The organism is Vibrio cincinnatiensis (assembly GCF_022113815.1).
Classification (GTDB): Bacteria; Pseudomonadota; Gammaproteobacteria; order Enterobacterales; family Vibrionaceae; genus Vibrio; species Vibrio cincinnatiensis_A.
Window position 1 is genome coordinate 77,203 of record NZ_SGOM01000008.1, and the last position, 22,464, is coordinate 99,666.

Genomic DNA, 22,464 nt, shown 5'->3' on the forward strand with positions numbered 1-22,464 from the left:
AAGGTGTGGGGACTAGAGTAAGGCTTGGATCTCTACTGGAATAATAGAGGGTGCTTGGATGCGCACTTGTTTATGGCGTCCCAGCTCTCCTTTCTCTATGGTTATCGCTCCTTTGGCTACTTTGCACTGTTTGGCTAAGTATTTAGTTAAATGAGCGTTAGCTTTGCCATCGACCGGTGGAGCGGTAATGGCTACTTTCAGCTCATCCCCATGTAACCCCACCAGTGCATCTCGGCTGGCTTTCGGTTGAATATATAGCCTTAAGCAGAGATCTGAGCCATCCAACCAAACTGCTTTCATTATAGCTGATACCAGATTGGCCCAATAAGATCGCCCATCAAAAAGTTGGCAAATTGTAAAACAATAAACAGCACTAATACGCTGAGGTCAAAACCGCCCATCACAGGAATAATGCGACGAATGGGGGCCAGCATGGGTTCAGTTAGTTGATGGAATACATATTCAATCGGGCTACGACCTTGGCTGACCCAGCTTAGGATGGCACGAATCAGCAGTACCCAGAAGAGTAAGCCGCCTGCCGCTTTGATGAGTGAAAGTAAGCCCAAGAATAAGAAGTCAGTACTAAAGCTGACTGCGCCATTTGAGGCAATCAGAATTAATACGATAAATTTCACCACACATAACACGTAAGCGAACAGTATGGTGGCGAGATCAATGCTGCCAATCGACGGAATCATGCGTCGCAGAGGTGCAACAACCGGTTGGGTTGCTTTGACAATAAATTGAGAAAATGGATTATAGAAGTCAGCCCGAGCGGCCTGTAACCAAATTCGCAAAATAACCACCATGATATAAATATCAAACAGGGTGGAGATTAAAAAACTCATTGCATTCATAAGATGCCCTTACTACAAATTTATGGGTAGAGTACTGAAACCGTCATTCATTTAAAATAGTTTTTCCATCTCTTGTGCTCGAGCAACAGCCGCACGCATAGCTTTAGCAACAATGTCAGACAATTGATGTTCATTAAAAGTACGGATCGCTTCAGCGGTGGTTCCGCCTTTCGAGGTCACTTGTTCACGTAAAGTGGAGAGTTCAATTTCTGGGTTTGCCTGCACCATTTCTGCAGCACCGAGTGCTGATTGTTGAACGAGAAGGCGAGCCGTTTCTTTATCAAACCCTTGTGCCATTGCTTCAGATTGCATTGCTTCCATAAAAAGGAAAAAGTAAGCGGGCGCACTACCTGCTGCAGCAATAACATGATTGATGTCGGCTTCTGTTTCTACCCAGCAGGTTTTACCGACCGCCGACATTAATTGACTCGTAAAGGTTTTATCTTGCTCTTGCGTTCCGTCGGCAGCAAATAAGCCTGCCATCCCTCGATTAACCAGAGAAGGCGTATTTGGCATCACCCGTACTAAGGCGGGCTGGCAAGCCAATAGTTGGTTTAGCCGCGCCACCGAGACTCCTGCAGCAATGGAGATCACTAACTTGTTTGAAAAGTCGATAGCTTGGAGCGGTTGGCATACTTCTGCCATCAACTGAGGTTTGACCGCTAATACCACGACATCTGCTTGTTTGGCGGCAGCAAGATTATCACTGGTAGTCTGTACGGCATATTTTTCTTTCAGTGATATCAAATGTTCTTGCGAAGGTGCGCTGGCAATGATGCGCTGTGGATGATAACCGCTGGCGATTAAGCCGGCGATAATCGCGTGTGCCATATTGCCAGCTCCGATAAAAGCGATGGTTCTCTGTTCCATGGTTAATCTGTATCCTAATATTTATTCTGTGCGGTAATCACGTTGACCAAAAATGGCGGTCCCGATACGAACAATCGTACTGCCTGCGGCGATTGCGGCGTCCATATCTCCGCTCATTCCCATCGATAATGTGTCAAGATGCGGATAGGTTTTGGCCAGTTGTGTTTTTAATTGCGCTAAACGCTGAAAGGCGGCGAGTTGAGCAGAATAATCGCCGACATTCTCCGGTATCGACATCAATCCTCTTAACGTGAGGTTAGGAAGGCCAGAAATCAACTCCGCCAGCGGGAGAAGTTCACTTTCAGAAATCCCTGATTTCGATGTTTCACCACTGGTGTTAACCTGAATTAAAACTTGCAGTGGTGGCTTATCAGCTGGACGCTGCTCACTTAACCTTTGGGCAATTTTGGCCCTATCTATGGTGTGCATCCAATCGAAATGCTCAGCAATGAGCCGTGTTTTATTCGACTGTAGTGGGCCAATAAAGTGCCACTCCAGTTTGAGTTCAGGGTGATGTTCGGCAAAATACTGGATCTTATTGACCCCTTCTTGCACATAGTTTTCACCAAATGCGACTTGCCCAGCATTGGCCGCTTCGAGAATTGCCTCGACGGGTTTGGTTTTGCTGACTGCTAAAAGTTGCACAGAGCTTGGAGAGCGCCCACACTTTTGTTGTGCGTTCTCGATCTGTGAGGTGATCTGTTGAAGATTTTGTTGAATACTACTCATAGCCCGACTTTACTTAAGGAAAATAAATGGATATCTCAGAGTTACTAGATTTTAGTGTAAAGCATAATGCTTCAGATCTACATCTTTCTGCGGGTGTTCCGCCCATGATTCGTATCGATGGTGAAGTGAGAAAGCTTGGTGTACCTGCTTTTAGCCACTCTGATGTGCATCGATTAATTTTTGAAATCATGAATGATGCCCAGCGTAGTGAATACGAAGAACGGTTGGAAGTGGATTTTTCTTTTGAACTTCCTAATGTTGGTCGCTTCCGTGTGAATGCTTTTCACCAAGCTCGTGGCTGCTCTGCGGTATTTCGAACCATTCCTACGGCAATTCCTACCCTTGATCAACTGGATGCTCCTGAGATCTTTAGAAAAATTGCCAATTATGAAAAAGGGTTAGTACTTGTTACCGGGCCGACAGGCTCGGGTAAATCGACCACGCTGGCTGCTATGGTCGATTATATCAATGCTCATCATAATAAGCACATTTTGACGATTGAAGACCCGATCGAATTTGTACATAGCAACAATAAATGTTTGGTGAACCAGAGAGAAGTGCATCGGGATACACACAGTTTTAAAAATGCGTTACGTAGTGCGTTGCGCGAAGACCCCGATGTGATTTTAGTGGGGGAATTGCGTGACCAAGAGACTATCAGCTTGGCATTAACTGCAGCAGAAACTGGGCACTTGGTTTTTGGTACGCTGCACACCAGCTCAGCGGCAAAAACGATTGACCGGATTATTGATGTTTTTCCCGGCAGCGATAAAGATATGGTGCGCTCTATGTTATCTGAATCGATGCGGGCGGTGATTGCTCAGAAGTTATTAAAACGGTTAGGTGGCGGGCGGGTTGCCTGTCATGAAATCATGTTAGCGACACCCGCTATCCGTAACTTGATCCGCGAAGACAAAGTGGCGCAAATGTACTCCATTATTCAAACTGGTGCGATGCATGGGATGCAAACGATGGAACAGCATGCGAAGCAATTAATGGCTCAAGGGGTGGTTGAGCCTCAAGAAGTGCAGAAGAAGATCGAAGTAGAAATGTCGACCTTTTAAGAGAGGAAATAATGCAACTGGATCAAATATTACAGGGCATGCTGACTCATAAAGCGTCGGATTTATATATCACGGTCGCTGCGCCTATTTTGTATCGGGTTAATGGTCAACTGCAAGCTGAAGGGGAGCCATTAACGGAATCGCAAGTGAAAGCCTTGTTGACCCGAATGATGGACGTTGATAAGCAAAATGAGTTTAGCCAGAGTCGTGAAGCGAACTTTGCTATTGTGCGTGAAGATGGTCGGTTTCGGGTCAGTGCTTTTTATCAACGAGAATTGCCTGGTGCAGTTATCCGACGTATTGAAACCCATATTCCGACCTTTGATGAGCTTCAATTACCAGAGGTGTTAAAAGATCTTGCGCTTGCTAAGCGGGGGCTTGTCTTGGTTGTCGGAGCGACGGGATCTGGGAAATCGACGACGATGGCTGCGATGACGGGGTATCGCAATACACAAAGTAGTGGCCATATTCTGACGGTGGAAGATCCCATTGAATTTGTTCACCCTCATCAAGGTTGTATCGTTACTCAGCGAGAAGTCGGGCTTGATACTCAAAGTTACGAAGTGGCACTGAAAAATTCACTTCGCCAAGCCCCAGACATGATTCTTATTGGTGAAATACGCAGTCGAGAAACCATGGAATACGCGATGACATTTGCTGAAACCGGGCATCTCTGCATGGCGACCTTGCATGCTAACAATGCGAACCAAGCGTTAGAGCGGATTTTACATCTGGTACCGAAAGAGCAGAAAGAGCAATTCTTATTTGATTTATCGATGAACCTAAAAGGGGTTATTGGTCAGCAACTGATTCGAGATAAGCAAGGTAATGGCCGACACGGGGTATTTGAAGTATTACTTAATAGCCCAAGGGTGGCGGATATTATCCGCCGTGGCGAGCTGCATGAATTGAAGCCCACCATGGCGAAATCAACAGAAACGGGAATGCAGACTTTTGACCAAGCGCTTTATCGTTTAGTGATCGACGATAAAATCAGTGAGCAAGATGCGCTACACAGTGCAGATTCTGCGAATGACTTAAGGCTAATGCTGAAAACTCAACGTGGCGAGAGCTACACCTCGGGTGCCTTAGACAATATCAAAATCGATATGGATTAAACTTGTTTTCCATCCCCGACGTTGGTTGGGGATGGATGTTTTTTACGCTGACCACTGTCTCTCAAACCAGCTTTCTAGGATCACAACGGCGGATTGACAGTCAATATTCCCTTTACTTAATGCTTTGTACCCTCCCTGAGAAAAGAGTTCAGATCGTGCTTCTTTGGTGGATAACCGTTCATCATGCAGTTCAACGGGCAAACCAAAGCGCCCATGTAGGCGATTGGCAAATTTCTTTGCTCGAGGGGTAATGGTTTCGAGTGCGTTCCCTTGTAAATCGGTGGGAAGCCCAACCACTAATAAATTGGGTTGCCACTCTTTGATCTGTTTTTCAATTTCATCCCAATTGGGAATGCCATCGTTGGCTTTAAACGCTTTGAGCGGAGAGGCGGTTCCGGTAATTTCTTGACCAATGGCGCTACCAATACTTTGGGTTCCATAGTCAAAGGCCATGATGGTACGTGACATAATTAAATTCTCATAACAATAACGCCTTTAATTGAAATTAAAGGCGATAAAAGGTTAGGCATGTCCGGATTGAGGGGCTAATTGAATTGGGTCTATGCCCAATTTCTTTATGGCTTTATGCCATTTTTCATGCACAGGGGTATCAAAAATCAAGTCGGCATCGGCTTCTATGGTCAACCATGAGTTTTCGGTCAACTCCTTCTCCAGCTGACCGGGTGACCAGCCAGCATAACCAAGAGCGACAATATAGCCACTGGGCTCGGCCTCTGTTCCTAATACGGTGAGGATATCTTTGGAGGTCGTTACGGAAATCTCATCCGTCATTTGAATGGTGGATTCATAATGATCTTTGGGTTTATGCAGGACAAACCCTCGATCTTCTGAGATAGGCCCCCCATTAAAGACTGGTTTTTTCAGACTTTGATCCCGTGATTGTGGGTAAGCTGACTCAATTTCAACCTGCTTTAACATACCACTGACAGTAATATCGATAGGTGCATTGATCATCAGCCCCATCGCGCCTTCTTCATTATGTTCGCAGAGATAGATCACGCTGCGTTTGAAGTAAGGATCCTGCATGCTTGGCATTGCAACGAGAAAATGATTAGTTAGATTCATCTAATCTTCAATCCTTTAGCGTTCAGGAGCCATCGGCTCCTACATGGATAAAGCTTTAATACGACGTTCGATCGCATCCATCAATTTTCCGGTAATCGAAATATCAAATGCAGCTTCAATTTCACGGATACACGTTGGGCTTGTGACGTTAATTTCGGTCAGTTTATCACCAATAACGTCGAGCCCGACAAAGATCAGCCCTTTTTCTTTCAAGATGGGAGCGACCGCTAAAGCGATGGCTTTATCTGTTTCACTCAGTGGACGGGCTTCACCTGTTCCTCCGGCGGCTAAGTTACCCCGAGTTTCCCCTTGAGCGGGAATTCGAGCTAAGCAGTAAGGCATCGGCTCACCATCGACCACTAAAATTCGTTTATCTCCATTACTGATGTCTGGTACAAACGTTTGTGCCATGCAGTAGTTTTGGCCATGATTAGTCAGGGTTTCGATGATTACAGAAACGTTTGGATCCCCTTCTTTTACCCGAAAGATAGAGGAGCCACCCATGCCATCTAATGGTTTTAATATCACATCCCCATGCTGCTGGCGAAAGGCTTTAATCTTTTCTGCTTTGCGAGTCACTATCGTTGTTGGCGTTAACTCAGGGAACCAAGCGGTAAAGAGTTTCTCGTTACAATCACGTAGGCTTTGCGGCTTATTAACAATCAGTGCGCCTTCGTCTTCTGCGCGCTCAAGAATATAGGTCGCGTAAATATATTCTGTATCAAAAGGTGGATCTTTACGCATTAAAATCGCATCAAGTTCTGCCAAGGCTAGCGTTTGTTGAGATTTAAACTCATACCAGCCGTTAGGATCTTGTTTGACTTCAACGATTTTGGTGTCGGCCATCGCGACACCTTGATCTAAGTGTAAATCCGCCATTTCCATATAGTGGATTTCATAACCACGGCGCTGGGCTTCTAGCAGCATGGCAAAGCTGGAATCTTTTTTGATATTAATGGACGAAATAGGGTCCATGACGATACCGAGTTTAATCATTGGAGATCTCCTTTAGCCAAGATCGCCGAAGCGAACTTGTAGGGCGGTAATTGCGGTTAGTGCTGCGGTTTCTGTTCGTAGCACTCGAGGTCCAAGTAGCGTTTCTGCAAATTGGTATTGTTCGGTCATGGCAATTTCTTGGGCAGATAAGCCTCCTTCTGGACCAATTAACAAACGAACTTTATTGACGGGTGCAGGCAGGGTGTTGATCGAATATTGTGCTCTTGGATGTAAATTCAGTTTTAGGGCATCGCTTGGCTCTGCGCACCATGTTTCCAATTCCATGATGGGGCGAATAACGGGAACACGATTTCGGCCGCATTGTTCACAGGCAGCAATGGCGATTTTTTGCCATTGTTGCAGTTTTTTCTCAAAGCGTTTTTCGTCAAGCTTTACGCCACAGCGCTCAGATAACAGAGGTGTGATGGTGTTTACACCCAGCTCGACCGATTTTTGGATGGTAAATTCCATCTTATCGCCCCGAGAAATAACTTGTCCTAAGTGTAAGTTAAGGGGGGATTCAATGCTGTGCTCAAGGCGTTCAGTCACGTCCACCAGCAGCTGTTTTTTCCCTACCTCTTGGATAATGGCTGGGAATTCGGCATCAGAGCCATCAAACAATCGTACTTCTTGACCGGGTTGCATACGCAGAACACGGCCAATGTGGTTGGCGGCATCATCACTGAGGGCGAGTGTGCCTAACTGGGTGATCAAGGATGGATGATAGATTCGGGGAATGCGCATGCCGGGTTCCTAATGATTGATGATATACCCAAGCATTGTTTAAAACAGGACTGGGTGTGTAATGACTTCAAGCGATTCGGGTATATAACATGGATGCTGAGACGATAAAAAACAAGGGGTAAAGCTCAGCACGTTTGAGTACAGGGATGATAGCTCACCTAGCGACAACTGCAACGATTTTACAGACAGCAAAGACGCAGAGCGGTGATGCACTCTGCGGTTTATTGTATGATTCGATAAACATCAAGGTTGGTGAGTTGAACACTGGTTGTACACGAAAGGATTATGGTGTCCTTGAATGTCGCTGATCCGCCTATCTCGTTCACACTCCCATTCATCTACGGGATATTGGTTATCCCAGACCTGCATCAATTGAGCTTGTTGTTTCGATAAACGAAAACTGTACTGCTGGCTCATATATAAATAGGTTCGAGCAATTGCCCCGCGCGCCCGCGCAGGAGGCATGGCTTTGCGCTGAGCAAAATTTACTTGCATTTCACATTGCCCGTAGGTGACGCCATCAATACCATTCCACTGGCTAAAATTAAAGTTAGAACGATCACCATTGACTTCACCAATCGCTGGAGTCAGGTTATGGAGGTCGGCTTCCATTTTGCGGAATTGCTCGTCATTGCGTGTACAATTTTTTCGACCACCTTCTTGCCAACATTGTAACTGATGACCAAATTGCCAAGCGGGAACGACATGTTCCCACTCAATACGATTGGCTCGTACCACTTGTTTACGTACTTGGTAACCACAGCTCTCAAGATCGGGGATGCCTTTTTGCCCTTGCCAAGTAATGTCGCACCCACAATAAAAACTGACCGGATGGTGCTGATAAATTTTCACTGCCGTTTTTTTGGCTTGAGCAAAAGAGGTTGGAGCTGAGGCGAAGGCACTGCAACTGAATAGTAGTAAGCCTATAGTGGATAACAAACGAGAATAAAACATAATTTAGACTGATTTTAGTATGATTTTTCTCAGTCTAACACTCAAAAAATGACCTGCCTATCCATTGCGGATGAGTGGGTTAAGGAGTCAGTTGTTTGCCAGTAAAGGTGAGAGGGTGCTGACAGCGGCGGCAACGATAGGTTGCTTGTTGACGCAATACCTTGTTATGGCGACGAATAGAGAGTGGATAGGTTTGACATGGGCATCGATATTCGAACGTTTTACCTTGTACTGAATCAATATTGAATGAGTGAGTGGTGCGAGGGGAGCATTGAAATACCTGTAACATCACCTGTTGCCATTCAGCCCCATGAGGACGAACGCGGCCATAATGATGATAAGTAATCAGATGGGCAATTTCATGGGGGATGACTTCGGTGAGAAACGCCTGTGTATTTTCAACAAATAAGATCGGATTTAAGCGAACTTCCCACTGCTGGAGATACGCCTTTCCTGCGGTTTTTCCACGCAGTTTAAAATTCAGTTTCGGCTGAGCGAAAGGGTAAGCAAAGTAGTGACTGGCCAGTTTTATGCAGCGTTGGATTTGCTGTTGAGCACGGTAGTGTAATTCAAAGTCAAGCAAGTGAAACTCCCAATAAAAAACCTCAGCCTGAGCTGAGGTTTTATTATACCCGTAAGAATACGTTTACTTAATACCGGCAAAATCACGTAATTGTGCGGCTTTATCGGTCGCTTCCCATGGGAACTCTTCACGACCAAAGTGGCCATAAGCAGCGGTTTTCTTATAAATCGGTTGCAGTAAGTTCAGCATCTCTTGTAACCCGTAAGGACGAAGATCGAAGAATTGGCGTACCGCTTCGATAATAATATCGTGTGAGACTTTTTCAGTGCCAAAAGTTTCCACCATGATCGAGGTCGGATCGGCCACCCCAATCGCGTAGGAAAGTTGAATTTCACAGCGGTCAGCCATGCCTGCAGCAACAATATTTTTCGCCACATAACGAGCAGCGTAAGCGGCACTACGGTCAACTTTTGATGGATCTTTACCGGAGAATGCACCACCACCGTGACGGGCTGCACCACCATAGGTATCAACAATAATTTTACGGCCCGTTAAGCCACAATCGCCCATTGGTCCACCAATGACAAAGCGACCTGTTGGGTTGATAAAATATTTGGTATCTTTGTTTAACCATTCTGCGGGTAATACAGGCTTAATGATTTCTTCCATCACGCCTTCGCGTAGATCTGCGGTTGAGATAGAATCACAATGCTGGGTAGAAAGAACGACAGCATCAATCCCCACGATCTTACCTTGATCATATTGGAATGTGACCTGAGACTTTGCATCAGGGCGCAACCATGGCAGAGTGCCATTTTTACGAACGTCAGCTTGACGCTGCATTAAGCGATGGGCATAAGTAATGGGGGCTGGCATTAACACTTCGGTTTCATTACATGCGTAACCAAACATAATACCTTGGTCACCAGCGCCTTGCTCTTTAGGATCCGCTTTATCAACGCCTTGGTTGATATCTGGTGACTGCTTACCAATGGTATTCAGTACAGCGCATGAATTGGCATCAAAGCCCATATCCGAGTGAACATAACCAATTTCACGAACGGTTTCACGAGTTAACTCTTCAATATCAACCCACGCAGAAGTGGTGATTTCACCGCCGACCATGACCATACCGGTTTTGACGTAAGTTTCACAAGCAACACGTGCTTTCGGATCTTGTTCTAAAATGGCATCAAGCACCGCATCAGAGATTTGGTCGGCAATTTTATCTGGATGACCTTCTGATACGGATTCAGAAGTAAACAAGTGTTTAGCCATGATAGCTCCAATCTTTGTAATCAAGAGTGACCCGTTAACGGAATAACAGGTCAACAAAACTGTTCAATATGTAGGCGTTTCTACATCTAGACGTCTATTCTAGTTTTCAATGCTCAAATTACAAGCTCTTTTTTCGTTTATCTTATAGCCAAACGTTTGCTTAAATTTGTGGCGTTTTTATCTTTATGCCGAAATATGTGGTAACACCTTGCAAAAATAGAACAAATCACCAGCAAAAGGTTTGCAGAGGTTAAGGGGCTTTGCGACAATATCGACCACAATTTTTACTCATTTCGCTTATTGCTTTTTTAGGAGCTGACATGTCTTCGCGCAAACAACTGGCTAACGCAATCCGTGCGTTAAGTATGGATGGTGTTCAACAAGCTAACTCTGGCCACCCGGGTGCCCCTATGGGGATGGCGGATATCGCCGAAGTGCTGTGGCGTAGCCACTTAAACCATAACCCACAAAACCCTAAGTGGGCTGACCGTGATCGCTTTGTGCTCTCTAATGGCCACGGTTCTATGCTGATGTACTCTTTGCTGCATTTGAGTGGTTATGATCTTTCTATCGATGATCTGAAAAACTTTCGTCAACTGCATTCTAAAACACCAGGCCACCCTGAATACGGCTATGCTCCGGGGGTTGAAACCACGACAGGTCCCTTAGGCCAAGGTATTACTAATGCGGTTGGAATGGCGATTGCGGAAAAAGCTTTAGCGGCTCAATTTAATAAACCAGGCCACGATATTGTTGACCATTTCACTTATGTGTTTATGGGTGATGGTTGTTTGATGGAAGGGATTTCACACGAAGCGTGCTCACTGGCTGGTACTCTTGGTTTAGGTAAACTGATTGCGTTCTGGGATGACAACGGTATTTCTATCGATGGTCATGTGGAAGGTTGGTTCTCTGATGATACCCCTAAGCGTTTTGAAGCGTATGGCTGGCATGTGATTCCGGCGGTAGATGGCCATGATGCCGAAGCGATTAATGCTGCGATTGTTGCTGCGAAAGCAGAAACCTCTCGCCCAACCTTAATTTGTACCAAAACTATTATTGGTTTTGGTTCACCCAATAAAGCGGGTTCTCACGATTGTCACGGTGCTCCTCTTGGCCATGATGAAATTCAAGCAGCGCGTGAATTCCTTGGTTGGGAATACGCTCCGTTTGAGATTCCAGCAGACATTTATACTCAGTGGGATGCGAAAGAAGCCGGCCAAACAAAAGAAGCTGCATGGAATGAGCAATTTGCTGCTTATGCGCTTGAATATCCAAGTGAAGCGGCGGAGTTAAAACGCCGAGTCAATGGTGAGTTGCCAGCCAATTGGCAAGAAGCTACGAACGCGATTATTGCCGATCTACAAGCAAACCCTGCCAATATCGCGTCACGGAAAGCTTCACAAAATGCACTCGAAGCGTTTGGTAAGTTGTTGCCAGAATTTATGGGCGGTTCGGCGGATTTGGCGCCATCAAACCTTACCATGTGGTCAGGGTCTAAATCACTGACGGCAGATGATTTTAATGGCAACTATATTCATTATGGCGTTCGTGAGTTTGCGATGACCGCAATAATTAATGGTATCGCTTTACACGGTGGTTTTGTTCCTTACGGTGCAACTTTCTTAATGTTTATGGAATACGCTCGTAACGCAATGCGTATGGCAGCATTAATGAAGGTACAAAACATTCAAGTTTATACGCATGACTCTATTGGTTTAGGGGAAGATGGCCCAACGCACCAACCCGTTGAGCAGATGGCTTCTTTACGCTTAACCCCGAATATGAGTACATGGCGTCCTTGTGACCAAGTTGAATCAGCCGTCGCTTGGAAATTGGCGATTGAGCGTAAAGATGCACCATCCGCTTTGATTTTCTCTCGTCAAAATTTGGCTCAGCAGCCTCGCAGTGAAGCTCAAGTCGCAGATATTGCGAAGGGGGGCTACATCTTAAAAGATTGTGCAAGTAAGCCAGAACTCATTCTGATTGCAACGGGATCAGAGGTAGAACTTGCGGTTGATGCGGCAGAGAAATTGACGGCGGAAGGCAGACAAGTGCGAGTGGTTTCTATGCCATCGACCGATACGTTTGATAAACAAGAAGCTGCTTACCGTGAAGCGGTACTGCCCGCGGATGTTACCAAGCGTATTGCGATTGAAGCAGGTATTGCTGACTTCTGGTACAAATATGTCGGTTTTGGCGGCAAGATCATTGGTATGACAACGTTTGGCGAATCTGCGCCTGCTGGTGAGCTCTTTAAGTTGTTTGGCTTTACTACTGAAAATGTGGTGAAGACAGCTAACGAATTACTGGCTTAATCTCACCCTGATTACCTTACTGACAGGTCAAGCCTTAGTGTTCATGCACTAAGGCTTTTTATTTTCTATTCGGTTTCATTTTGCTGCCATTCTGCGGGAATTGCTTTTCGCATAGCATCAATAAGTAGCCTGAGCCTTAATGGATGACGACCTATCGGATAAAAACCTTGCACCTCAACGGGGGAGGATGTCCAACCATGTAGACAGGCAACTAAACTTTTGGGGTGCGATCGTTCAAATCCATTGGCTATCCAGGTAGGAAGTAGTCCGATACCACGACCTTTTGCTATCGCATCGGCCTGCATGGCGAGGTTATCACTTTGTAGACGGCTTTCCATTACAGGTAAGGTGTAGGTTCCTTGCTCGTTATGATGTAATTCAAAGGCTTCTTGACGAAAAGTAATAAAGTCAATCCATGGATGATCAACCAACTCTTGCGGGTGCTGTAATGGCTTATGGGTTTGAAGATAATCCGGAGAAGCATAGACCGTGTGGCTCCATTGCCCTAACAGCTCTCGATGATAACCCGCAGGTGAAATCGGCCCGACCCAAACAATTAAATCGGGATCCAATAAGTACTCACCTAGCTGAAATTGGCTATGAAGCTTGATTTTTATATGCTGATGCTCTTGCATAAACGTATCTAAAATTTTACTCATCCACCCTCTGATCAAACAGGGATGAACCACTAACGTGAGCTCACCACTAACCTGATTATTGAGCTCATGAATGGCTTCTTGACCTTTTTCCGCAACGGTTAACAGTTGTTCTGCGTAAGCTGAAAATATCTCGCCAGCCTTGGTGAGTGAAAGCTTATTTCCCTGACGTGTCACTAAGGTTTGTTCTAAATCGGTTTCTAATTGCGAAATTCGGCGGCTTAAAGTTGATTTGGGTTGAGCTAATGCTTTGGCGGCTGCGGTAAGGCTTTTGTATTGGCAGAGTGCATAAAACGCGCGTATTGCACTGAGATCCTGCATGATGGATGTACCTTAATTTAATGAAAACTCAAGTGTTGTTCCAAAACTGGTCTGAACTATTCCATATCTGCCCCTTTTCTATAAAGCGAAAATGTGAATAATTCCTCTTTGTAATTAATAATAATTATCATTTATGGAGTGGTAAATGTCTAGACCTAATCTGACTCAAGTCTCTATTGCGGTGTCTTTAGGGATGTTGGTCTGTGCTCAAGTTAATGCTCAACAAGTTGTTAAAGCGGATGAAACCCTTGTCGTGACGGCCGCTGGATTTGAACAGAGTGTCCAAGATGCCCCTGCGAGTATTAGTGTGATCTCTCGTGAGGCGTTGGAATCTCGTTATTACCGAGATGTCACCGATGCTTTGCGTAGTGTTCCTGGTGTCGTGGTGACAGGAGGAGGTGATAAAACGGATATCAGCATCCGTGGTATGGGTTCTAATTATACGTTGATCCTTGTCGATGGTCGCCGTCAATCTTCTCGGCAAACTCGACCGAATAGTGATGGTCCAGGTATTGAACAAGGGTGGTTGCCACCATTGCAATCGATAGAACGTATCGAAGTGATCCGTGGACCAATGTCCACCTTGTATGGCTCCGATGCCATTGGTGGGGTGATCAACATCATTACCCGAAAAGAGCAAAAAAGCTGGTCTGGTAATGTCCAGCTCAGTACTGTGATTCAAGAGGATCGCCAATCAGGGGATGAGCAGAGTGCGAACTTTTTTGTTACTGGCCCTTTAACTGAGGCTCTCTCATTACAGATTTATGGGCAAACGACCCAGCGTGATGAAGATAATATTGAGTATGGCTATGGTGATAAATCACTGCGAAATTTAACGTCAAAATTAAATTATCAGTTGAATGAGTTGCATACAGTTCAACTTGAAGCGGGAGTTTCAGCCCAAGATCGTACTAACCATGTGGGAAAATCCGCTCAGACAACAGGATGTCGAGGGGCGTGTACCGATAACGAAAATGAATATCGCCGAACCCATTTTGCCCTGGGTCATCAAGGTGATTGGGGCAAAGTTGGCTATTCAGATACTTACCTTCAGTACGAAGAAAATAAAAATAAAAGCCGTGAGATGACGATTGAGAACACCGTGTTTAAAACTAGCTTGGTGGTTCCTATCGATAGCCATACCGCGACCCTGGGTTTAGAAGGTAGCCATGCAAAACTGGAAGATTTTACCTCTAATTCGATTTCGGATCGTACCGAGATTTCTAATTCTCAATGGGCGGCATTTATTGAAGATGAATGGGCGTTACTCGAAAGCTTCTCTTTAACGTTTGGTGGTCGATTTGACTATGACCAACACTATGGTTCGCACTTTAGCCCTCGTGCCTATGGAGTGTGGAACATTGACCCGAGCTGGACCTTTAAAGGGGGCGTTTCCACTGGTTTTAGAGCGCCGCAGTTACGAGAAATTACAGCTAACTGGGGGCAGGTGAGTCGTGGTGGTAACATCTACGGCAACCCAGACCTTGAGCCAGAGAAATCCGTCAACAAAGAGCTGAGCTTACTGTATTTTTCCCCGTCTGGTGTACATGCTTCATTGACGGTATTTCATAATGACTTTAAAGATAAAATTACCCGGGTTGCTTGCCCTAAAGACGTCTGTACGGATGGAGACAATGATTGGGGAAATGCTCCCACTTACCGAGTGAATGTGGATAAAGCTGAAACTTACGGCTCTGAAGCGACATTAGAATTGCCTGTGACACAGAACATCGACTTTAAAGCCAGCTATACCTACACGCATTCAGAACAGAAATCGGGCGAGTTTAAAGGCAACCCATTACTACAATTGCCGAAGCATTTAGTGAGCGCAGATCTCTCATGGCAAGCGACTGAATTACTCAATAGCTGGGCTAAAGTGACCTATCGTGGCAAGGAAATGAAGCCGGAAGGGGGAGCTTCAAATAGTGATCTGATTGCTCCTGATTACACCTTCGTTGACATGGGGGTTAGCTATTCACTCACACCAACTGCCACCGTTAAAGCCGCGGTTTATAACCTGTTTGATAAAGATATTGGTTACGAAGAATACGGCTATGTGGAAGATGGTCGCCGTTATTGGCTAGGGCTGGATGTGGCTTTCTAAAACAACCTGCTGATGGTGAAAAACCCTTGTGTGAGTGCAAGGGTTTTCTTTTCCCATGAGCTAAAATGAAGAAAGATGAGAATATTGGATGAATCGTTGAGTATTAATCGTTAACATCAAGCCATGAACGAATAGGACCTTCTCTCATGTTAAAAGTGGCGATCAATGGATTTGGGCGGATTGGCCGTAATGTATTACGGGCCGTCTACGAAAGTGGTAAAAATCAGCAGATAAAAGTGGTCGCGGTCAATGAACTGGCGAAGCCAGAAGCGATGGCCCATTTGCTGCAGTATGACAGCACTCATGGACGATTTGCTAAAAAAGTTTCTCACGACCAAGAACACATCCATATTCACCATGAAAACGGGGAAGTTGACCGAATTCGGATTTTGCATTTACAAGAGATCCCATTGCTTCCTTGGCGAGATCTTAACGTTGATATTGTCCTTGATTGTACAGGAGTGTTTGGCTCGAAAGCCGATGGATTACAACATCGAGAAGCGGGTGCTAAAAAAGTACTTTTCTCTCACCCCGGCGCCGCCGATCTCGATAACACCATTATTTATGGAGTCAATCACGAAACTCTAACAGCAAAACAGCGGATAGTTTCGAATGGCTCTTGTACCACGAACTGTATTGTTCCAATTATCAAAGTTTTGGATGATGCCTTTGGCATTGATTCAGGAACGATTACCACCATTCACTCTTCAATGAACGATCAACAAGTCATTGATGCTTATCATAGCGATCTTCGTCGAACTCGAGCTGCCAGTCAGTCCATTATTCCTGTTGATACTAAGTTGCATAAAGGGATTGAAAGAATATTTCCGAAATTTTCTAACAAATTTGAGGCTATTTCCGTCAGGGTTCCGACCGTGAATGTGACCGCGATGGATTTAAGCGTCACATTGAATACAAATGTGAAAGTTAATGACGTAAATCAAACCATTATTCACGCATCTCGGTGTACATTAGACGGCATTGTTGACTATACTGAAGCACCGCTGGTTTCCATCGATTTCAACCATGATCCTCACAGTGCGATTGTGGATGGCAGCCAAACGCGAGTAAGCAATGGGCAACTAGTTAAAATGCTTGTCTGGTGCGATAACGAATGGGGATTTGCTAACCGTATGTTGGATACCGCGTTGGCGATGCAGGCCGCAAAATAACGGCTTAAATGTTCAGGGATATTTTTATTTTCCGCATTGAAATAAATAAATCTCTCCCCCATATCAGTAAGCAGCTTGAGAATTTACAGGCTCGGCAGGATCGCCGAGTTGATGAAAAACTTCAATTTCTTTAAATATTTGAGAGGACAAACCATGTCTGTAATCAAGATGACTGACCTGGATTTAGCAGGTAAACGTGTATTTATCCGTGCTGATCTAAACGTGCCAGTAAAAGAGGGTAAAGTGACCTCTGATGCTCGTATCCTTGCATCACTACCAACCATCAAGCACTGTTTAGCAGCGGGCGCAAAAGTAATGGTGACTTCTCACCTAGGCCGCCCAACTGAAGGTGAATACGCAGAAGAGTTCTCTCTACAGCCAGTTGTTAACTACCTAAACGACGCTCTTGATTGCGACGTGAAATTAGCTAAAGATTACCTTGATGGTATCGAGCTCAATGCTGGTGAATTGGTGGTTCTAGAAAACGTTCGCTTTAACAAAGGCGAGAAGAAAAACGAAGAAGAATTGTCTAAGAAATACGCAGCGCTGTGCGACGTATTTGTGATGGATGCATTTGGTACGGCTCACCGTGCACAAGCTTCAACTCACGGTGTGGGTATGTTTGCTCCTATCGCTTGTGCTGGCCCTCTTTTGGCTAACGAACTTGAAGCACTAGGCAAAGCGATGGATAAACCAGCTCGCCCAATGGTTGCTATCGTTGGTGGTTCTAAAGTATCAACAAAACTGACTGTACTTGAGTCATTATCTAAAATTGCTGACCAACTTGTGGTGGGTGGTGGTATCGCCAACACCTTTATCGCTGCTGCTGGCCATAATGTGGGTAAATCACTTTATGAAGCAGACTTAGTTGAAACGGCTAAAAAACTGATGGAAGAGTGTGCAATTCCTGTCGCTACTGACGTAGCTTGTGCCAAAGCATTCGACGAAAACGCAGAAGCAGAAATCAAACACGTTTCTGAAGTTCAAGACGACGATATGATCTTCGACCTTGGCCCTGATTCAACAGCACAACTGGCTGAAATTCTTAAAAACGCAAAAACCATTCTATGGAATGGTCCTGTTGGCGTATTTGAATTCAAAAACTTCGAAGCAGGTACTCGCGGTATTTCTGAAGCGATTGCAGCTTCTGAAGGTTTCTCTGTTGCAGGTGGTGGTGATACACTGGCGGCAATCGATAAGTTTGGTATTAAAGCCGATGTCTCTTACATCTCAACAGGTGGCGGTGCCTTCCTTGAGTTTGTTGAAGGTAAAGTATTACCAGCAGTAGAAATGCTTGAAGCTCGCGCGAAAGCATAACCATTGAATAACAAGCGGGAGCAATCTCCCGCTTTGTTGTTTGCTGCACAGCCGGTTTTTATCTGTTAGAATGACGCCAGTTGTGAGCAAACGTTTGCAAGAATTTAAACTTACCGTTTTTATTTTTAAAACGACAGAAAATAGGATCAAATCCATGTCTAAGATCTTCGATTTCGTAAAACCTGGTGTTATCTCTGGTGATGACGTACAAAAAGTCTTTCAAGTAGCTAAAGATAACAACTTCGCTCTTCCTGCAGTTAACTGTGTTAACACAGATTCTGTTAACGCCGTATTAGAAGCGGCTGCGAAAGTTAAAGCTCCAGTTATCGTTCAGTTCTCTAACGGTGGTGCGGCTTTCTTCGCAGGTAAAGGCGTTAAACTAGAAGGTCAAGGTGCACAAATTCTTGGTGCTGTTGCCGGTGCAAAATATGTACACGCAGTTGCTGAAACTTATGGTGTGCCAGTGATTCTACACACTGACCACGCGGCGAAGAAACTACTACCTTGGATCGACGGACTACTTGACGCTGGCGAAAAATTCTTCGCTGAAACAGGTAAACCTCTTTTCTCTTCTCATATGCTAGATCTTTCTGAAGAAACGCTAGAAGAGAACGTTGAAACTTGTGCGAAATACCTAGAGCGCATGGCGAAAATGGGTATGACTATCGAAATCGAACTAGGTTGTACTGGTGGCGAAGAAGATGGCGTTGATAACTCAGATATGGATTCTTCTGAGCTATACACTTCTCCTGAAGACGTTGCTTACGCTTATGAAAAACTCAATGCCGTTAGCCACCGTTTCACTATCGCGGCTTCTTTCGGTAACGTACACGGTGTTTACCAAGCGGGTAACGTTGTACTTACTCCAACTATTCTGCGTGATTCTCAAGCGTATGTTTCTGAGAAATTTGGCCTTCCAGCAAACTCTCTAAACTTCGTATTCCACGGTGGTTCAGGTTCTTCTGAAGCTGAAATCAAAGAGTCAATCAGCTACGGTGTTATCAAAATGAACATCGATACTGATACTCAGTGGGCAACTTGGGATGGCATTCGTAAATACGAAGCAGAAAACCACGATTACCTACAAGGTCAAATCGGTAACCCAACTGGCGAATCTGCACCAAACAAAAAATACTACGATCCACGTGTATGGCTACGTGCCGGACAAACATCGATGGTCGCTCGTCTAGAAAAAGCATTTGCAGATCTTAACGCAATCGACGTTCTATAATCATCGACGTTTTGCTCTGTTAGCTACTGTAACCCGCTCTTTATAGAGCGGGTTTTTTATGTTCTTAAGTTAAATATTATAGCTTTCATGCACATGTCATTCTTATCAAATAAGATTTTTTATCACAAGTACTGGCAGACTCAGCCATAATTGCATACGCTGATAAAGTTTCTTGCCAAGTTCCCTCCTTTTTACTAAAAACTGACTTTGTAAAAAGGGTTGCTTGCGATAAATTGCCAAAAAGGTGACGTCAAAAGTAATATTTTGAAATATACTGATTGGTCAGTCGGTTAGGTGCTTGAGCCTGCTGAAAGTACCCCTGTGAATATCAGCACTAAGAGGAAATTATCCTTTCGGGTGGTTGGTCATTTAAGGGGTAAGATGACTTAAGTATCAATATTTAATGATGATTGTAGAGGATACGCAATATGGCTAGTGAATCGATGGGTGTGGAAGCACCAGTCGCGGCAGGTTTAAATCAGGTCAATGCTTGGTTAGTCAATAATTCTGAACTATTGTTCCAGTATGGGGTAAATATCATTTCTGCGATTCTTATCCTCTTTATTGGTAATATCGTCGTCAAAATGATTGCTGGAAGTGTGAGTAAAGTACTTAAGAAAAAAGAGATGGATAAAGCGGTTATCGATTTTATTCATGCCTTAGTACGTTACACATTATTTATTGTGGTTCTGATTGCAGCGCTTGGTCGCGTTGGCGTACAAACAGCTTCAGTGGTTGCGATTATCGGTGCGGCTGGTTTAGCGGTTGGTTTGGCGTTGCAAGGCTCTTTATCTAATTTTGCGGCTGGTGTGTTGATTGTGGCTTTCCGTCCATTTAAATCGGGTGATTATGTTGAAATGGCTGGAACGGCTGGGTCTGTTGACTCAATCCAAGTTTTCCAAACCATCTTAAAAACACCTGATAACAAAATGGTGGTATTACCTAACTCTGCGGTGATTGGTGGTGCCATTATCAACTATTCGCGTCATGATACTCGCCGTATAGATTTACTGATTGGGGTTTCTTATAAAGCCGATCTTAATAAAACGAAGCAAGTGCTTCGTGAAGTTGTTGAACGTGATACTCGTGTACTTAAAGAGCCAGGTGTGACGGTAGAGGTGCATCAATTAGCGGATTCTTCGATTAATTTTGTGGTACGCCCTTGGGTGAAAAGCACCGATTATTGGCCAGTTTATTGGGAATTGCTGCACAAAATTAAAGAAGGACTGGACGAGAATGGCATCGAAATTCCATTCCCTCAAATGGATGTTCATTTAAACAAATTGAACTGATTCCAGTCAGCATGACAGAAAAAATAACGAAGGCTCGCCTTCGTTATTTTTTTAGGTTTATATCCCCCTACACATCCGAGTTATGACGCAATGGCGTTAATAAAACATTTGGTAAAGGCCTTTCACCAATAAAGCAGCGATGATAAACATCATGATCGCAATCACGACATCAATGGTTTGTTTTACTTTAGGGCGCGTTAAAATGGGAGAAAGCTTTGCTGCCCCCAATGAAAGGGTATAAAACCATACAAAAGAGGCCAGAATTGTCCCTAACGCAAAAGCAAAACGTTCATTACCCGCAAATTGTCCACCGATTGAACCCAGTATGACGACCGTATCTAAATACAGATGAGGATTGAGCACCGTGACGGCTAAAGCCCCTAATATTACCGCTCGCCGAGATCGATTGAGCATACCTTGTTCTGATGGCTGAGACGGTGTATTCAGTTGCCACGCACTTTTGAGCGATAAGTAGCCATAGAAAGAGAGAAAAGCAATTCCACCGAGTGTCACCAATAGGAGTAATGTGTCATTTTGTGAGATAAAAGCGCCCCCACCAAAAATCCCAAGAGAGATAAATAACATATCCAATAAGCTACAGACTGTTGCTGTTGTCAGGTGATGATTCCGCCTCATACCTTGGTTTAACACGTAGGCATTTTGTGCTCCTATCGGGATAATCATCGTTGCCCCTAAACTAAATCCCTGTAATACAACCCATAAACTCACACTATTTCTCCAATTCCCCATGCGTTAATGCAAAAGAAGATAACGAGATTTATTTGATAAGTGTAATTAATGATTTTAATATCTCATTAGTTTTACTAATTATAGAGAGGGAAGGATGCGGGGGCTTGATTACCGGTGGGTTGCGGCATTAGATATTGTTCTTCACCAAGGAAGCTTTGAGCGAGCAGCTCAAACATTGTGTATTTCGCAATCAGCGGTTTCTCAGCGTATTAAACAATTGGAGCGTTTTCTTGCTCAACCTGTACTGGTTCGTAGCATTCCTCCGAAACCAACTCCCATCGGGAAAAAGATATTAGGGCTGTATCGCCGAGTTCAGTTGCTTGAGCAAGAAGCGATGCCTGAACTTCGAAATGATCCTGCGGTTCGCCCCGTAACCCTATCGATTGCGACCAATGCTGATAGTTTAGCGACTTGGCTACTTCCCGCTCTACAGCCATTGATGGAAAAAGAACATGTGGCGTTTCATTTCGCCATTTTGGATGAGTCTCGCTCAATTGAGAAAATGAAAAATGGTGAAGTTCTTGGTGCCATCAGTCTTGCGGATAAACCATTGGCTGGGTGTGATAGTGAATTTTTAGGTAAGATGGAGTACCTATGCGTTGCCAGCCCTGCCTTTGTTGAGCGTTATTTTCAGCAAGGTGTGAACGCTAATACGTTGATCAAGGCACCTTCTGTTTCTTTTGATATCCAAGATGATCAGCATACTCGATTCTTAAAAGAACACTTTTCTTGTCAACTTGACCCCATGATTAACCATAAAGTTGGAAGCTCGGAAGCGTTTGTTGCACTTGCTAAATCAGGTTTAGCGTACTGTTTAATCCCTCGTATCCAAATTGCCGAAGAATTACTTTCAGGGGCGTTGATGAATGTCACTCCGGGGCTGGCGGTAACCAATAACATGTATTGGCATCATTGGCCTTTAGAAACAGGTGTGCTGAAACGGCTATCGACTGACATTGTTCGCTATGCTCGATCGGTTTTACCTCAGTAATGTCGGTTTATGAATAGCGAGAAAGTGAGTGTAAAGTTGTGTCAACTTGCAGATAACTCACAGAGAATTTACATCCCCCTCGCTAGGATCAGG

At 44.6% G+C, this 22,464-nt stretch carries 22 protein-coding genes; 9 read left to right on the forward strand and 13 right to left on the reverse strand.

Annotated elements, in window-relative coordinates; all coding sequences use genetic code 11:
- Positions 1–12: 12 nt before the first annotated feature.
- From yggU to EXA13_RS11430, 4 genes are read right to left on the reverse strand one after another with little or no spacing between them, the layout of a single operon-like run.
- Positions 13–300, reverse strand: coding sequence for a DUF167 family protein YggU (gene yggU / locus EXA13_RS11415; protein ID WP_238133292.1), 288 nt, complete (start codon positions 298–300; stop codon positions 13–15).
- On the reverse strand, positions 300–857 hold the full coding sequence (locus EXA13_RS11420; RefSeq protein WP_238133293.1) for a YggT family protein: 558 nt from the start codon (positions 855–857) through the stop codon (positions 300–302). The genes yggU and EXA13_RS11420 overlap by 1 nt, the downstream gene beginning before the upstream one ends.
- Positions 858–908: 51 nt before the next feature.
- Positions 909–1,727, reverse strand: coding sequence for a pyrroline-5-carboxylate reductase (proC, locus tag EXA13_RS11425; RefSeq protein ID WP_238133294.1), 819 nt, complete (start codon positions 1,725–1,727; stop codon positions 909–911).
- A gap of 21 nt (positions 1,728–1,748) precedes the next feature.
- A complete protein-coding gene (locus EXA13_RS11430; RefSeq protein WP_238133295.1) occupies positions 1,749–2,456 on the reverse strand; it encodes a YggS family pyridoxal phosphate-dependent enzyme in 708 nt (235 codons plus the stop codon).
- A gap of 26 nt (positions 2,457–2,482) precedes the next feature.
- Here EXA13_RS11430 and EXA13_RS11435 point away from each other — a divergent pair, with 26 nt between their 5' ends.
- The gene (locus EXA13_RS11435; RefSeq protein ID WP_238133296.1) at positions 2,483–3,520 is read left to right on the forward strand and encodes a type IV pilus twitching motility protein PilT; all 1,038 of its coding nucleotides are present in this window, start codon (positions 2,483–2,485) and stop codon (positions 3,518–3,520) included.
- Between the two features lie 11 nt (positions 3,521–3,531).
- Positions 3,532–4,638: a PilT/PilU family type 4a pilus ATPase gene (locus EXA13_RS11440; protein ID WP_238133297.1), complete on the forward strand. Its 1,107-nt coding sequence runs from the start codon at positions 3,532–3,534 to the stop codon at positions 4,636–4,638.
- 42 nt (positions 4,639–4,680) lie between these two features.
- Here EXA13_RS11440 and ruvX read toward each other — a convergent pair whose 3' ends face one another.
- The 7 genes from ruvX to metK form a co-directional block, all read right to left on the reverse strand.
- Positions 4,681–5,106: a Holliday junction resolvase RuvX gene (gene ruvX / locus EXA13_RS11445; RefSeq protein ID WP_238133298.1), complete on the reverse strand. Its 426-nt coding sequence runs from the start codon at positions 5,104–5,106 to the stop codon at positions 4,681–4,683.
- Between the two features lie 54 nt (positions 5,107–5,160).
- Entirely contained in the window at positions 5,161–5,724 is a 564-nt protein-coding gene (locus EXA13_RS11450) for a YqgE/AlgH family protein (protein WP_238133299.1), read from the reverse strand.
- 39 nt (positions 5,725–5,763) lie between these two features.
- Positions 5,764–6,720 (reverse strand): glutathione synthase, encoded by a 957-nt coding sequence (gshB, locus tag EXA13_RS11455; protein ID WP_238133300.1) that lies wholly within the window; start codon positions 6,718–6,720, stop codon positions 5,764–5,766.
- 12 nt (positions 6,721–6,732) lie between these two features.
- Entirely contained in the window at positions 6,733–7,464 is a 732-nt protein-coding gene (gene rsmE / locus EXA13_RS11460; RefSeq protein ID WP_238133301.1) for a 16S rRNA (uracil(1498)-N(3))-methyltransferase, read from the reverse strand.
- 243 nt (positions 7,465–7,707) lie between these two features.
- Positions 7,708–8,418 (reverse strand): endonuclease, encoded by a 711-nt coding sequence (locus EXA13_RS11465; RefSeq protein ID WP_238133302.1) that lies wholly within the window; start codon positions 8,416–8,418, stop codon positions 7,708–7,710.
- Between the two features lie 79 nt (positions 8,419–8,497).
- The gene (locus EXA13_RS11470) at positions 8,498–9,001 is read right to left on the reverse strand and encodes a SprT family zinc-dependent metalloprotease (protein WP_238133303.1); all 504 of its coding nucleotides are present in this window, start codon (positions 8,999–9,001) and stop codon (positions 8,498–8,500) included.
- A 63-nt stretch (positions 9,002–9,064) separates the two neighbouring features.
- Complete coding sequence (gene metK, locus EXA13_RS11475) at positions 9,065–10,219, reverse strand: methionine adenosyltransferase (protein ID WP_238133304.1); 1,155 nt, start codon at positions 10,217–10,219, stop codon at positions 9,065–9,067.
- Positions 10,220–10,539: 320 nt separating this feature from the next.
- Here metK and tkt point away from each other — a divergent pair, with 320 nt between their 5' ends.
- Positions 10,540–12,537, forward strand: coding sequence for a transketolase (gene tkt / locus EXA13_RS11480; protein ID WP_238133305.1), 1,998 nt, complete (start codon positions 10,540–10,542; stop codon positions 12,535–12,537).
- A 65-nt stretch (positions 12,538–12,602) separates the two neighbouring features.
- Here tkt and EXA13_RS11485 read toward each other — a convergent pair whose 3' ends face one another.
- The gene (locus tag EXA13_RS11485) at positions 12,603–13,514 is read right to left on the reverse strand and encodes a LysR family transcriptional regulator (protein ID WP_238133306.1); all 912 of its coding nucleotides are present in this window, start codon (positions 13,512–13,514) and stop codon (positions 12,603–12,605) included.
- A 145-nt stretch (positions 13,515–13,659) separates the two neighbouring features.
- Here EXA13_RS11485 and EXA13_RS11490 point away from each other — a divergent pair, with 145 nt between their 5' ends.
- The 5 genes from EXA13_RS11490 (at position 13,660) to mscS (ending at position 20,630) form a co-directional block, all read left to right on the forward strand.
- The gene (locus EXA13_RS11490) at positions 13,660–15,618 is read left to right on the forward strand and encodes a ligand-gated channel protein (RefSeq protein WP_238133307.1); all 1,959 of its coding nucleotides are present in this window, start codon (positions 13,660–13,662) and stop codon (positions 15,616–15,618) included.
- Between the two features lie 146 nt (positions 15,619–15,764).
- Positions 15,765–16,790 (forward strand): erythrose-4-phosphate dehydrogenase, encoded by a 1,026-nt coding sequence (epd, locus tag EXA13_RS11495; protein WP_238133308.1) that lies wholly within the window; start codon positions 15,765–15,767, stop codon positions 16,788–16,790.
- A 153-nt stretch (positions 16,791–16,943) separates the two neighbouring features.
- Positions 16,944–18,107, forward strand: a complete 1,164-nt coding sequence (locus tag EXA13_RS11500; protein WP_238116078.1) for a phosphoglycerate kinase — start codon at positions 16,944–16,946, stop codon at positions 18,105–18,107.
- Positions 18,108–18,261: 154 nt separating this feature from the next.
- Positions 18,262–19,338, forward strand: a complete 1,077-nt coding sequence (fbaA, locus tag EXA13_RS11505; RefSeq protein ID WP_238133309.1) for a class II fructose-bisphosphate aldolase — start codon at positions 18,262–18,264, stop codon at positions 19,336–19,338.
- Between the two features lie 428 nt (positions 19,339–19,766).
- Positions 19,767–20,630 carry a small-conductance mechanosensitive channel MscS gene (gene mscS / locus EXA13_RS11510; RefSeq protein WP_238133310.1) on the forward strand — a complete coding sequence of 288 codons (864 nt, stop codon included), beginning with the start codon at positions 19,767–19,769 and terminating at the stop codon, positions 20,628–20,630.
- A gap of 96 nt (positions 20,631–20,726) precedes the next feature.
- Here the strand turns inward: mscS and EXA13_RS11515 are convergent, their stop codons facing one another.
- A complete protein-coding gene (locus EXA13_RS11515) occupies positions 20,727–21,359 on the reverse strand; it encodes a LysE/ArgO family amino acid transporter (RefSeq protein ID WP_238133311.1) in 633 nt (210 codons plus the stop codon).
- 115 nt (positions 21,360–21,474) lie between these two features.
- Between EXA13_RS11515 and EXA13_RS11520 the strand changes: the two genes are divergently transcribed.
- A complete protein-coding gene (locus EXA13_RS11520; RefSeq protein ID WP_238116074.1) occupies positions 21,475–22,371 on the forward strand; it encodes a LysR family transcriptional regulator ArgP in 897 nt (298 codons plus the stop codon).
- The last annotated feature ends 93 nt before the right edge of the window (positions 22,372–22,464 follow it).